Annotated in this window: 13 protein-coding genes; 4 read left to right on the plus strand and 9 right to left on the minus strand. The window is 40.7% G+C overall.

The window, feature by feature from the left end:
• Positions 1-52: 52 nt before the first annotated feature.
• From lpdA to FKX92_RS03445, 3 genes are all read left to right on the plus strand, one after another.
• Positions 53-1,759, plus strand: coding sequence for a dihydrolipoyl dehydrogenase (gene lpdA / locus FKX92_RS03435; protein ID WP_149565543.1), 1,707 nt, complete (start codon positions 53-55; stop codon positions 1,757-1,759).
• A 66-nt stretch (positions 1,760-1,825) separates the two neighbouring features.
• The gene (locus FKX92_RS03440) at positions 1,826-2,815 is read left to right on the plus strand and encodes a lipoate--protein ligase (protein ID WP_009660420.1); all 990 of its coding nucleotides are present in this window, start codon (positions 1,826-1,828) and stop codon (positions 2,813-2,815) included.
• Positions 2,816-2,980: 165 nt separating this feature from the next.
• A complete protein-coding gene (locus FKX92_RS03445; RefSeq protein ID WP_002921210.1) occupies positions 2,981-3,619 on the plus strand; it encodes a hypothetical protein in 639 nt (212 codons plus the stop codon).
• A gap of 86 nt (positions 3,620-3,705) precedes the next feature.
• Here FKX92_RS03445 and xerS read toward each other — a convergent pair whose 3' ends face one another.
• The 7 genes from xerS to FKX92_RS03480 form a co-directional block, all read right to left on the minus strand.
• On the minus strand, positions 3,706-4,776 hold the full coding sequence (gene xerS, locus FKX92_RS03450; RefSeq protein WP_002921212.1) for a tyrosine recombinase XerS: 1,071 nt from the start codon (positions 4,774-4,776) through the stop codon (positions 3,706-3,708).
• A 103-nt stretch (positions 4,777-4,879) separates the two neighbouring features.
• Positions 4,880-5,575: a hypothetical protein gene (locus FKX92_RS03455; protein ID WP_149565544.1), complete on the minus strand. Its 696-nt coding sequence runs from the start codon at positions 5,573-5,575 to the stop codon at positions 4,880-4,882.
• Positions 5,576-5,760: 185 nt separating this feature from the next.
• Positions 5,761-6,564 carry an alpha/beta hydrolase gene (locus FKX92_RS03460; protein ID WP_149565545.1) on the minus strand — a complete coding sequence of 268 codons (804 nt, stop codon included), beginning with the start codon at positions 6,562-6,564 and terminating at the stop codon, positions 5,761-5,763.
• Positions 6,565-6,642: 78 nt separating this feature from the next.
• Complete coding sequence (gene ffh, locus FKX92_RS03465) at positions 6,643-8,217, minus strand: signal recognition particle protein (RefSeq protein ID WP_149565546.1); 1,575 nt, start codon at positions 8,215-8,217, stop codon at positions 6,643-6,645.
• Positions 8,218-8,245: 28 nt separating this feature from the next.
• Positions 8,246-8,461, minus strand: coding sequence for a 2-oxoglutarate:acceptor oxidoreductase (locus tag FKX92_RS03470; protein ID WP_149565547.1), 216 nt, complete (start codon positions 8,459-8,461; stop codon positions 8,246-8,248).
• 2 nt (positions 8,462-8,463) lie between these two features.
• A complete protein-coding gene (locus tag FKX92_RS03475; RefSeq protein WP_032906723.1) occupies positions 8,464-8,796 on the minus strand; it encodes a putative DNA-binding protein in 333 nt (110 codons plus the stop codon).
• 153 nt (positions 8,797-8,949) lie between these two features.
• Positions 8,950-9,648 (minus strand): GntR family transcriptional regulator, encoded by a 699-nt coding sequence (locus tag FKX92_RS03480; protein WP_060976373.1) that lies wholly within the window; start codon positions 9,646-9,648, stop codon positions 8,950-8,952.
• Positions 9,649-9,971: 323 nt separating this feature from the next.
• On the opposite strand from FKX92_RS03480, the gene guaA reads away from it, so the two are divergent.
• Positions 9,972-11,534, plus strand: a complete 1,563-nt coding sequence (guaA, locus tag FKX92_RS03490; RefSeq protein WP_149565548.1) for a glutamine-hydrolyzing GMP synthase — start codon at positions 9,972-9,974, stop codon at positions 11,532-11,534.
• Positions 11,535-11,745: 211 nt separating this feature from the next.
• Here the strand turns inward: guaA and FKX92_RS12120 are convergent, their stop codons facing one another.
• Positions 11,746-12,114, minus strand: a complete 369-nt coding sequence (locus tag FKX92_RS12120; RefSeq protein ID WP_262405213.1) for a hypothetical protein — start codon at positions 12,112-12,114, stop codon at positions 11,746-11,748.
• A 107-nt stretch (positions 12,115-12,221) separates the two neighbouring features.
• Positions 12,222-12,866 carry a hypothetical protein gene (locus tag FKX92_RS12125; protein ID WP_262405214.1) on the minus strand — a complete coding sequence of 215 codons (645 nt, stop codon included), beginning with the start codon at positions 12,864-12,866 and terminating at the stop codon, positions 12,222-12,224.
• Between the last annotated feature and the right edge of the window lie 2 nt (positions 12,867-12,868).

Below are 12,868 nucleotides of genomic sequence, written 5' to 3' on the forward strand. Positions count from 1 at the left end.
AAGAAACGAAACACTCAGCAAATGAAAAATTAAATTAGAAAAGGAAAGAAAAATGGCTTTAGAAGTAATTATGCCAAAAGCCGGCGTGGATATGACCGAAGGGCAAATTGTCCAATGGAATAAGAAAGTCGGCGAATTTGTCAAAGAAGGGGAAATCCTTCTGCAAATCATGACTGACAAGGTTAGCATGGAATTGGAAGCTGAAGAAGATGGCTACCTGATTGCCATTCTCAAAGGTGACGGAGAAACTGTTCCAGTAACGGAAGTCATCGGTTACTTGGGAGAAGAAGGGGAAAATATCCCAACTGCTGGCGGATCTGCACCTGCGGAAGCACCAGCTCCTGCAACAGCGGCAGCCAGCACAGATGAAGATAAGAGTGATGATGCTTACGATATCGTTGTTATCGGTGGCGGACCTGCTGGTTATGTAGCGGCTATCAAAGCAGCCCAGCTGGGTGGCAAGATTGCCTTGGTTGAGAAGTCTGAGCTCGGCGGAACCTGCCTGAACCGTGGCTGTATCCCTACTAAGACTTACCTGCACAATGCTGAAATCATTGAAAGCCTTGGCCACGCTGCTAACCGCGGTATCATCATCGAAAATCCAAGCTTCTCAGTGGACATGGACAAGGTTTTGGAAACCAAAAACAAGGTTGTCAATACACTCGTTGGCGGTGTTGCTGGCCTTCTTCGCAGCTATGGCGTAGATGTTCATAAGGGAATTGGCACCATTACTAAAGACAAGAATGTTCTTGTAAACGGCAGCGAGCTGTTAGAAACAAAGAAGATTATTTTGGCTGGTGGTTCCAAAGTCAGCAAGATCAATGTTCCGGGCATGGAATCATCTCTCGTTATGACCAGCGATGATATTCTGGAAATGAACGAAGTGCCTGAAAACCTGGTAATTATCGGCGGTGGTGTTGTCGGTATTGAGCTTGGACAAGCCTTCATGACATTTGGCTCAAAAGTCACTGTTATCGAAATGATGGACCGCATCGTACCAGCTATGGATGCGGAAGTTTCTAAAAACCTTCGCCTCATTCTGGAGCGTAAGGGCATGACAATCCTGACTGAAACTAAGCTGGAAGAAATTATCGAAGAAAATGGCAAATTACGTATCAAGGTTGAAGGAAAAGAAGATGTCCTCGCAGATAAGGCCCTTCTTTCTATCGGACGCGTGCCAGACCTAGAAGGTATCGGTGAGGTTGAATTCGAACTGGATCGTGGCCGCATTAAGGTCAATGAGTATATGGAAACTTCTGTTCCAGGTATTTACGCACCAGGTGATATCAATGGTACTAAGATGCTGGCTCATGCAGCCTTCCGTATGGGTGAAGTTGCTGCTGAAAATGCTCTGAAAGGTAACCACCATGTTGCTAAGCTCAATCTGACGCCTGCTGCTATCTACACTCTTCCTGAAGTAGCAGCAGTTGGTTTGACAGAAGAGCAAGCTCGTGAGAAATACGATGTAGCGATTGGTAAGTTCAACTTCGCTGCTAACGGCCGTGCTATCGCTTCAGACGCGGCTCAAGGTTTCGTTAAAGTCATTGCCGACAAGAAGTATGGTGAAGTGCTCGGTGTCCATATCATTGGTCCTGCAGCAGCAGAATTGATCAATGAAGCATCAACCATCATCGAAATGGAAATCACTGTAGAAGAAATGCTTAAGACCATTCACGGTCACCCAACCTTCTCAGAAGTTATGTACGAAGCTTTTGCAGACGTACTGGGGTTGGCAGTTCACTCACCTAAGAAAAAATAATTTAAAAGATAGATTAGACTGGACATAAATCATTGTTCCAGTCTCTATCGTATAAAGAGGTAGCTTATGAAATACATTGTTAACTACTCAAATGATACAGCTTTTAATATTGCTCTGGAAGAATATGCTTTCAAACACCTCTTAGATGAGGATGAGATTTTCCTGCTCTGGATTAACAAACCTTCTATCATCGTGGGACGTCACCAAAATACCATCGAAGAAATCAACCGTGACTACGTTCGTGAGCATGGCATTGAAGTTGTGCGTCGTATCAGCGGCGGAGGAGCTGTCTATCATGATCTGAACAACCTCAACTACACCATTATCTCCAAGGAAAACGAAGATCGTGCCTTTGACTTCAAGAGTTTTTCTACGCCGGTTATTAATACCTTGGCAGAGCTTGGGGTAAAGGCTGAATTTACTGGACGTAATGACCTGGAAATTGACGGTAAGAAGTTCTGTGGCAATGCTCAGGCCTATATTAACGGCCGTATCATGCACCATGGTTGCTTACTCTTTGATGTTGATTTGTCTGTCTTGGCCAATGCGCTTAAGGTTTCTAAAGACAAGTTCGAATCAAAAGGAGTTAAATCTGTCCGTGCACGCGTGACAAATATTGTCAACGAATTGCCAGAAAAGATTACTGTCGAAGAATTCCGTGACCTGCTTCTGGACTATATGAAGAAAGAGTATCCAGAAATGACAGAATATGTCTTCTCTGAGAAAGAACTAGAAGAAATCAAGCAAATCAGAGATAGCAAGTTTGGAACTTGGGACTGGAACTACGGTAAATCACCTGAATACAATGTCCGCCGTGGCACCAAGTTTACCAGCGGTAAGGTAGAAATCTTTGCCAATGTTGTTGAATCTAAGATTCAGGATATTAAAATCTATGGAGACTTCTTTGGTATTGAAGACGTAGCAGCAGTAGAGGATGTGCTGCGCGGTGTTAAATACGAGCGTGAAGATGTACTTAAAGCTCTTGAAAGGATTGATATTAGCCGTTACTTTGCTGGGATAAGCAGAGAAGAGATTGCCGAAGCTATCGTCGGTTAAAATATGACATAAAGAAAACCAAGCTCTCGAAGAGTTTGGTTTTTCATGTAAACAGTATATTTCAAATCAACAACATTCTTACGTTTCCTTAACCAGCTAGTTTTCTCTAGGCTTTATCTACCAGATATGATAAAATGATAGGGAATTAGAGAAAGGGGTGCCTTGATGCAGAAAGTCCCAGTAGAAAGCCTTGGTCTGTTTGAGCAGTTGGACCGCACAGTTGTAGCTTTTCTGAAGAAAAAACCATCTCCTAATCCAGACAATTTTTATGTTAGCATATCTCCAGAAGATTATGAGAAAAAGAAAGAAGAATTTGAAAAATCAGGCTATCAAGCTGTGAAATTACCGCTTGGCATGGCGTTGGATAATGTTATTCAGCAACCTTCTTTCCAAAACCTAGTCATTGGCGGGCTCTACATGGTAGATGTTTTCGTTCCCAAGGAAGACCTGATGCCCTTGAAGGATCTTGTAGACAGCTTTTGTATCATGTTTGCAGCAGCTAATAATCGAATAGAGAATATCAAGGCTTACGATCTGATGAAGAGTAAAACGGTCTATTTTATCGGAAAACTCTTCACGGATAATCCTCAGCCAGGCGATGAAGTTAGCTTCGAAGGGCTGAATAGAGAGACAGCAGAAGGCTCCTACGAAGCAGTCAAATGTTTCCTAACTAGAGAAAGCGCTGAAAAGTACAACTCCAAGAATCGACCTGTCACAGCAGCAAATCTGGAGCATCTCAAGCACTTCTGGGGCAGACCGCTTATTATTGAACCTCATCGGAACTATTGGATTGAATTTTTATAAAAGAAAGAGCGAAGCATCTAAACTAGATTTTCGCTCTTTTGTTGTTATTGCTGTCTCTGTTGTTACATATTTTAAATTATGTAATATTATAATTTATCCAAAGCATTCTTTTGCTCATCATTGACAATATGGGTGTAGAGGTCCGTTACCTGAGTGCTAGCATGCCCTAGCTGATGACTTACGAGAACTTGAGATTTGGTTGCATCATATAAGCGTGTAGCAAGCGTATGGCGGAGTTTGTGAGGAGTCACTCGCACTTTGAAGTCCTCAGAATACTTGGCCACCATTTTTTCAACACTAGAAGCATCAATTCTATTAGGAGTGCCACGGTATTCAGTCAAAAAGAAGGCTGTATCAGTCTTTTCGGCCTTATATCGCTTGCTCCGAATATTCAGATACTCTTCTAAATAAGGCTTTGCAAAAGCAGCGACATTGACAGAGTCTCTTTTCCCGCCTTTTCTTGTCACTTCAATGACCATCATTTTGAGATTGATGTCTTTTAGGTCCAGATTGACAGCTTCAGATAGACGAACACCAGAGGCTAGCAACAAGGCAATGATGGCTAAGTCTCGTTCTTTATTCTTGTTAAAAGAAGACAGAGCGCGGTTAGAGAGCTTCTTAGGGTACTCCGTATCAATATACTGAAGAAATTCTTCTGTCTCATCCCCTAAAAAGAGCTTCTGCTTAATATTCTCTGCACGAGCAGCCAGAGTTTCCTTTTTCTTCTTAGTAGCAACCTTTTTCATCACATTTCGATAGAAGTAGGGCTCGCCTTGCTCGTTTTCAACTTCCTCAGTCAAATATTTGTAGAGGCTGGACAAAGCTGACAGAGTTCGGTTGATAGTTGTCTGAGAAACACCGTTTTGTGTCGTGTTGGCATTGAGAAGCGGCCGCTCTCGCAGATACAGAATGAAGGCTTCCATGTCTTTCTTGGTCATGTTTTCCAAGACCGAGAGAGGAATCTCAGCAATATGTGAAGCGTCTGTGATGCCAGATTCCAGCACCCAGTTAAAAAAGCGATCATATTCTTTGAGATATTCGTATAAGGTTGTAAAACTATAAGGTACTGCCAGCTTAGACTGGTAATATTCCAAAATGTACCAGGGCATGGTAGCCTTGAGTTTATCAATTCTTTCTAATAACAGTTCACGTCTCATTAAAATTCTCCGTTTTTTCTATAACAGTAGTATAGCATATCTAGATATATTTTTCAAGAAAATTATAGTTTTTCGGAAAGATGATAGAAGATAGAAGAAGGTTTTAGATTAATAATACTGATATACAGTAACTTAAAAAGGATAGCATTCTAAAGTAAAGATACTCTTTTAATTCAACTGAGTCAATTGGGGGTTTATTTATTTCGAAGTGTCTGATTTGGAACTTATTACCAATATCTGTTAAAATTTTACACTCTTTTTCAAGCTCTTCAAATATAGTTTGATTTCCGTTGCTAACTTTTTTTAAAACCTGAATAACAGATTTTTTCTTATCTTCTCCAAAATATGTCTTAAATCTTTCAAACGCATCCCAAATCTTTTCTAAACCAATTTGCTTTTCTTCGATAGAGCTCTTTCTTATGTATAATTTGGATTCCTCAATTAACTCGTTAATAGTTACATCTTCAGTTTGAAGGTGGATATTTACTATTTCTTTAGCATCATTGGAGACACCTGAATTGATTTCTGTTTCTAGTTCGCTTACCATTAGTTTTGCAAGCAGTGCACTTTTTATTCTATTTAGTTCTGGTCTAAAATCAAATTCTCCGCCAAATGATATTTTATTGCCTACTTTAGTTAATATTTTACTTAATTCTGGAAAGATAATTTCATACTTAACAGAAAGTTCATCATATAAAGTTTTTGAACCACTTACTGATTTCAGTGCTTTGTTAATTATTTCAATGTCGTTTTGAATTGTATAATAAATCTCTTTACCAATTATTTTTTCATCTAACACCTCTGTCACCTCTGTTCGCTTTGAATTTCCTTATTACCTCTATTATATCATTAAATACCCTTTTAGATTCAGCGCTTTCAATCCTTGTCAATAAAACTATTTATTCTATATTTGACTTGTTTGAGTCCTGCTTTCGTTTTATTATATTTCAACTAAATAAAACTATGTAAAAATAGATAAGCATATCAGTCAAACAAAAACTCCTTAATTAAATCAAGTACCTGTTCATTTTGAGGCAGAGAGGAATGGTGGGCATCCTTGCCTACGATGACGACCTCTCTGTGTGAAGCAATCTTTCCTTTGTAAATCAAGCTCCCAGCCTCTACACTGCTTTTATGGACAATTCCATCACCATCTCGGAAAAAGATTCCCAAAATCGACAAATGCTGCAGCGTTTTAGGAAGTTTTTCCTGGTTGGCTACAAATTCATCTAACATCGCAACTCGATGATTGAGATTTTTCTTGTTCAGATTATAAGGACTGCCGATAGTCAGGAGCTTTTCCATCTCTAGCCCAGAATGGTTTGCAAGGTATTGCTGCAGGAATACTGTATAAATTAGACCACCGTTAGAATGCCCCAGCGCCTTAAAGCTGTTAAAAGAATACTTCTCTCGCAAGGCAGTCAAGACAGCATCAAACATGGCCGCCTGCTGCTTGATGTTTTCATAACCATCGCGATTATTTTGAAAGCCAACCACAAAAATAGGATTTCTATCCTTCCGCTTCAAATGCCCTCGGTAAGTCATGTGTCCGTCATTCCAGACTTTAATACGAACCAGACTATGACGTGGATGCTGATTGCGGTTGAGCTTTTTAACCATTCGATTAAATCGATTCTCTGTCGCCGAACTACCTGGAATCATGATAATGGGACATATTTCGACCTTGCTGACAGGTAGATGAGAAATAGGGTGGGAAGGCAGCTTATTCAATAATTTTTGAAAGGTTTTAGCAAGTCGATGAATCAATTGAGTCAAAAAAGGCTTCATTCTAGTCTCCGTATCTGAATCTGATGTTTCCAAAAACAAGCCACATAAAACTTAGTTATGCGACTTATTTTTTTGTTATTACTTCCGCTTCTTCTTGTTTTTCTTCATTTGCTTGGCCATTTTGTTCATGCTGCGTCGCATCAGAAACTCTCCAGCCTTACCCTTAAGACCGCCACCAAACATTTGGCTCATATCCGGCATGCCGGCTCCTCCTAAGCCTGACATATCTGGCATACCGCCTTGGCCCATCATGCCTTCCAGAGCTGACATGTCGGGCATTCCTCCGCCACCAGGCATGTTCTTAGGCATGTTGTTTGGATTGAGACCCATTTGCTTCATCATCTTGCTCATATCACCTGACAGAACGCCCTGCATCATCTGCTTAGCTTGATTGAAGTCTTTGATAAATTTATTGACATCAACGAAACTGTTACCTGAACCATTAGCAATCCGACGGCGACGGCTAGGACTCAGCAAGTCAGGATTTTCCCGCTCAGCCGGTGTCATAGAGGATACGATAGCACGTTTGCGGGCAATTTCTTTCTCATCCACTTTGATATTCTTGAGGGCAGGATTATTGGCCATGCCTGGAATCAGCTTGAGCAAATCTTCCATAGGTCCCATGCCTTGTACCTGATCCAGCTGATCAATAAAATCATTGAAATCAAAGGTGTTTTCCCGCATCTTTTCAGCCATTTCAAGCGATTTTTTCTCATCGTATTCTTGAGAGGCTTTTTCAATCAGAGTCAGCATGTCTCCCATGCCCAAAATCCGGCTGGACATGCGGTCTGGGTGGAAGGTTTCGATATCAGTGATTTTTTCACCGGTACCAGTAAATTTAATAGGCTTACCAGTAATCTGACGGACAGATAAGGCTGCACCACCACGGGTATCGCCATCAATCTTAGTCAGGATAACCCCGGTCACTTCCAGTTGGCTGTTAAATTCGCGAGCGACATTAGCCGCTTCCTGACCAATCATGGCATCAACAACCAAGAGGATTTCATTCGGATTAGCCAGCGCTTTGACATCTGACAGCTCCTGCATGAGCTTTTCATCAATCTGAAGGCGCCCAGCCGTATCAATCAGGACATAGTCATTGTGGTTAGCTTTTGCCTGCTCCAAACCTTGACGGACAATCTCAACAGCTGGAACTTCTGTACCCAAAGCAAAGACAGGTACATCAATTTGCTGTCCAAGTGTTTTCAGCTGATCAATAGCCGCCGGACGGTAAATATCCGCCGCAATCATGAGCGGACGAGCATTTTCTTCTTTCTTGAGCTTATTAGCAAGCTTACCAGCAAAGGTAGTCTTACCAGCCCCTTGCAGACCAACCATCATAATAATAGTCGGAATCTTTGGTGACTTGATAATCTCAGCAGTATCAGAGCCTAGGATAGTTATTAGTTCTTCGTCAACAATCTTGATAATCTGTTGCGCTGGATTGAGGGTGTCGATAACTTCATGACCGACAGCGCGCTCACGGACTTTCTTGATAAAGTCTTTGACAACTGGCAGGGCAACGTCGGCTTCTAAAAGGGCCAGACGAATCTCTTTGGTCGCTTCTTGGACATCACTCTCTGAGATTTTTCCTTTTCTGCGCAGATTTTTAAAGACGTTCTGCAAACGTTCCGTTAAACTTTCAAATGCCATTTTTTATTTCTCCTAGTTTCTATTTCAATCAATTCAGTGGAAATTTTCCAAAACGAGTTAAACAAGCAAATTCCTCAGCAGAGACTTCTTTCATAATCTCATTTGGGTAGCCCCAGCAGCTGAAGCCTTCATGCATTGCCTTAGAAAGATCGTCAGGGGAGATGATTTGTACCCTAGCAGGAAAAGATTCTTCCGACTCCAACAACCAGCAAGACATTCCCTTGTAGATTACCTGTTTAGCCATGGTCACTCTCGATTGTCAATACCTGACAGAATCCCGATCTGCTCCTGCAGATAGCTGTCGCCAGGGTATTTCTCCGTAATCTGGTCAAATATCTGACTTCTGACAATGTAGTCCGAGTACATGTGCAGCTTTTTCTCATAGTCTTCCAGAATCTTCTCCGTCCGCTTGATATTATCATAAACAGCCTGACGGCTAACACCAAACTCCTCAGCAATCTCAGCCAGACTGTAGTCATCCGCATAATAGAGCTCAATATAGTTCATCTGCTTATCAGTCAAAAGCGCCGCATAAAACTCAAAGAGAGCATTCATTCGGTTTGTTTTTTCAATTTCCATAAGAAACATTATACCAGAAAAGCGTGATAAACTCTAGTCTGACAAGGGGAATATACACTCGAAATATGAGATTGCAAAAGGTCAATCAGCTTTTTCTGCCGAGTAAAAGACAAGTTAAAAACTCTTAGTGATAACCAAGAGTTTTGCAAAGAATTAATTGTTTTCCAAATAAAATTCAAAACGATCGCCGACATACTGGCTTTTTACATATTCAAAAGCTGTACCATCGTCAAAGTAAGAAATCTGAGTCAGTCCTAAGATGGCATGGCCGCGGGGAATATCGAGGTAATTGGCGATTTTTTCCTTAGCCAGCCGAGCATAAATAGTCTGCTGGGACTTGCCGATCTTATAGCCATGTTCCTGCAAGGTCTGGAAGAAATGACTGGTCACCTCTTCTTTTTTAAAATTCTTAATGAACTTCTCTGGAATTGAAGCCACCTCGTAGACCACCGGCAAATCGTCAGCGTAGCGAACCCGCTCCATCCGAATGACATTTTCTGTCTTATGGATGCCTAGCTTTTCCACTTCCTGCTCACTCGGCAGAGTGCGTCGATAAGAAATGAGCTGACTGGACGGCATTTTGCCTTGTGCTTTCATGATTTCCGTGAAGCTAGTGGTGCCGCGCATTTTCTCCTGAACGCGTGTGCTGGCTACAAAGGTTCCACTACCGACCCGACGCTCCAGCACTCCCTCCTCAACCAAGAGCGTGATGGCTTGACGCAGCGTCATACGGCTGACCTTAAAGGTTTCAGCTAGATCTCGCTCGCTGGGCAGGCGTTCCCCAATCTCCCAAACGGCATCGTCAATATCTTTCTTAATCTGATCATGAATTTTGATATATGCGGGCAACATGTTGACTCTTCTTTCTTATTTGGTACCTTCCTTTATTTTAGTACCAAATACTTCAAATGTCAAACTAAATATTGAAGAGCGGAGGCTTTTCTCACGAATTCAGTTGTTTTGTCAAAAAAGATCAACATTTTAAGAGCTTGTTTATTTAATTTTAGTCAGAGATAGCACTGGCGTCCATGGCAAGTCGGTCTAAACAAACGATAATAGCAAACTAAAGTCTCATATTCGTTTTTTCATCACACTTACTCCTTATTACCTTGGAAAAATTCCTTTTTTGTGATAAAATGAGGGGAAAAGATTACTTCTTTTAAGAAAGGGAACAGATGACTACTAGAACTGAATTGCAAGATGTCGAAAAGATCATCGTGCTTGATTACGGCAGCCAGTACAACCAGCTGATTTCACGCCGCATTCGTGAAATCGGTGTTTTTTCTGAGCTCAAGAGCCACAAGATTACAGCTGACGAAGTCCGTACTATCCAGCCTGTCGGGATTATACTTTCCGGCGGTCCAAATTCTGTATATGAAGACGGCTCTTTTGATATTGATCCAGAAATTTTCGAGCTGGGAATCCCGATTTTGGGGATCTGCTATGGTATGCAGCTGTTAACTCACAAGCTAGGCGGCAAGGTTGTTCCTGCTGGTCATGCTGGAAATCGTGAATACGGTCAGTCAACTCTGTCACATACCGCTAATTCCAGCCTTTTCAACGGTACGCCTGAAAGCCAGTTAGTTCTTATGAGCCACGGAGATGCAGTAACTGAGATTCCTGCTGGCTTTGTTCGTACTGGTACTTCTGCTGACTGTCCTTTTGCAGCTATTGAAAATCCAGCTAAGAAAATCTACGGCATTCAGTTCCACCCTGAGGTTCGTCATTCAGAGTTTGGTTATGATATCCTGCGCAACTTTGCTCTTAATATTTGTGGAGCTAAAGGCGACTGGTCTATGGATAACTTCATTGACATGGAAATTCAAAAAATCCGCCAAACCGTTGGTGACAAGAAGGTGTTGTTGGGGCTTTCTGGTGGTGTAGACTCTTCTGTCGTCGGTGTTCTCTTGCAGAAAGCAATCGGTGATCAACTAATCTGTATCTTTGTGGATCATGGTCTTTTGCGTAAAGGCGAAGCTGATCAGGTCATGGATATGCTTGGCGGCAAATTTGGTTTGAATATCGTCAAGGCTGACGCAGCTAAACGTTTCCTTGATAAACTAGCCGGTGTTTCAGATCCAGAGCAAAAACGTAAAATCATCGGAAACGAGTTTGTCTATGTCTTTGACGACGAAGCCAGCAAACTGAAAGATGTAAAATTCTTGGCTCAGGGAACGCTCTATACAGACGTTATCGAATCCGGAACTGACACCGCTCAGACTATCAAGTCTCACCATAACGTTGGTGGTCTGCCGGAAGACATGCAGTTTGAGCTGATTGAGCCGTTGAACACACTTTATAAGGACGAAGTTCGTGCTTTGGGTACAGAGCTTGGTATGCCTGATGAAATTGTCTGGCGCCAGCCATTCCCAGGACCAGGACTTGCGATTCGCGTTATGGGAGAAATCACTGAGGAAAAATTAGAAACTGTCCGCGAATCCGATGCTATTCTCCGTGAAGAAATCGCTAAGGCCGGTCTTGACCGTGATGTCTGGCAGTATTTCACCGTTAATACAGGTGTCCGATCTGTTGGTGTCATGGGTGACGGCCGGACATACGACTACACAATTGCGATTCGCGCTATCACTTCTATCGATGGTATGACAGCTGATTTTGCCAAGATTCCTTGGGATGTTCTGCAAAAAATCTCTGTACGTATCGTCAACGAAGTAGACCATGTCAACCGCATTGTCTATGATATCACCAGCAAACCACCTGCAACTGTAGAGTGGGAGTAAAATATAAGAGTAACTTTGGCTAAGAAACCTTAATTTAACAGCATTTGAATTGTTTTAATTGGTCTTAAAAATGGGGTGAATTCATTTGAATTGTCTCCAAAGTGTCTCCAAAAGAAGTTCGATTTATGAACTTCTTTTTTATTTCATTTTGATAGAGGTATACAAAAGGCAGGTATTTACACCTGCCTCGTTTTTTTATATAGCTTTAACATTAGTATTTATTCCCCGAGATAATTTCAAAAATATCTAATCCTTGTTCGATTTGCTCGTTTAATTTTTTTACTTTTTGTGTCGCAATTTGCTTATAGTCATCTAAAGGAATTTTTTCAAATGAAAAATCGTTATAAAAATAGTTGTCTAATTTTTCTTTTTGTTTATTGCTTAACTCTCTAGAAAATGTGATGTGAATCAAACAATCACCTTCTAGTCCAATTCTTTCCACTACACTATGTTTAATGTATTCTCCAGACTTAGAAATGAAAAAGTTATCAATTTCCTTCATTTCAATTTTTCTTATAGAACTACCAAATGCTGGGGCATCTTTTTTATAGTGAAAAATGTATATTGGTTGTGTAGGCATAGATTCCCAAGCTCTATTACTAGGCAGAGAAAGTAACTTTTTTTCTGATTTTTCAATAAGCTGTTTATAATAAACTATATCACTTTCACGCTCCTCAGCTTTTAGTATTATGCTGTTTCGAGGAAGAATTTGGCTAACATTTTTTTTTGCTTCATTACTGAGTAATAGATGTCAATTCCTGCATCATACGCTTCTCTTGCATCACGTTCTCGATATATACTGAGTTTAATATCGTAATGTTTGTAATTGTCACAGCATAATGCCATTAAAATGTATGATGAAAGTGTATAAGTTGCTCCTCCATAGTGGTCTTGTTCATAAAAATATCCTAAATTCAAATCCTTAAGGAATACATCTATTTTACCAAGATCTAATTCGTAAAGATTTTTTCCTTTATATTCAATGGGTACAAATTTATGAGAAGAAATTTTTATGTCTCTATCAGCTATAAGATAGTTGAGACTACCGCCATTTTTTAATAAATAAGTAATACTCTCATACGTTTGATAATCGTAACCTATGTTTTCTTTTCCATTGTCAACAAACAATATTGGAGAATCTGACATTTTAGTTAATGCAAGTTCCTTTACATTTGTATATGAAACGGATTCTAGTTTTTCTTTTTTCTGATTCAGTCTATCTTTAATCCAGTTGATTATGTACATTGTCCACCTCACTACACTCCTTACCCCTAACCAGTAACCAGTATGTCCAGTTTTAGGGAAATTATTTTTCTTTAATAAGTTCTTCATAT

The sequence above is a fragment of the Streptococcus sanguinis genome (assembly GCF_008329445.1).
GTDB classification, from domain to species: Bacteria; Bacillota; Bacilli; order Lactobacillales; family Streptococcaceae; genus Streptococcus; species Streptococcus sanguinis_O.

Excerpts from the sequence above, each read along its gene's own strand:
- FKX92_RS03460 (WP_149565545.1), bottom strand. The coding sequence starts at position 6,564 with ATGAAGCCTTTTTTGACTCAATTGATTCATCGACTTGCTAAAACCTTT.
- xerS (WP_002921212.1), bottom strand. The coding sequence starts at position 4,776 with ATGAGACGTGAACTGTTATTAGAAAGAATTGATAAACTCAAGGCTACC.
- FKX92_RS03475 (WP_032906723.1), bottom strand. The coding sequence starts at position 8,796 with ATGGAAATTGAAAAAACAAACCGAATGAATGCTCTCTTTGAGTTTTAT.
- ffh (WP_149565546.1), bottom strand. The coding sequence starts at position 8,217 with ATGGCATTTGAAAGTTTAACGGAACGTTTGCAGAACGTCTTTAAAAAT.
- FKX92_RS03440 (WP_009660420.1), top strand. The coding sequence starts at position 1,826 with ATGAAATACATTGTTAACTACTCAAATGATACAGCTTTTAATATTGCT.
- FKX92_RS03445 (WP_002921210.1), top strand. The coding sequence starts at position 2,981 with ATGCAGAAAGTCCCAGTAGAAAGCCTTGGTCTGTTTGAGCAGTTGGAC.
- FKX92_RS12125 (WP_262405214.1), bottom strand. The coding sequence starts at position 12,866 with ATGAAGAACTTATTAAAGAAAAATAATTTCCCTAAAACTGGACATACT.
- FKX92_RS12120 (WP_262405213.1), bottom strand. The coding sequence starts at position 12,114 with ATGCCTACACAACCAATATACATTTTTCACTATAAAAAAGATGCCCCA.
- lpdA (WP_149565543.1), top strand. The coding sequence starts at position 53 with ATGGCTTTAGAAGTAATTATGCCAAAAGCCGGCGTGGATATGACCGAA.
- guaA (WP_149565548.1), top strand. The coding sequence starts at position 9,972 with ATGACTACTAGAACTGAATTGCAAGATGTCGAAAAGATCATCGTGCTT.
- FKX92_RS03480 (WP_060976373.1), bottom strand. The coding sequence starts at position 9,648 with ATGTTGCCCGCATATATCAAAATTCATGATCAGATTAAGAAAGATATT.
- FKX92_RS03470 (WP_149565547.1), bottom strand. The coding sequence starts at position 8,461 with ATGGCTAAACAGGTAATCTACAAGGGAATGTCTTGCTGGTTGTTGGAG.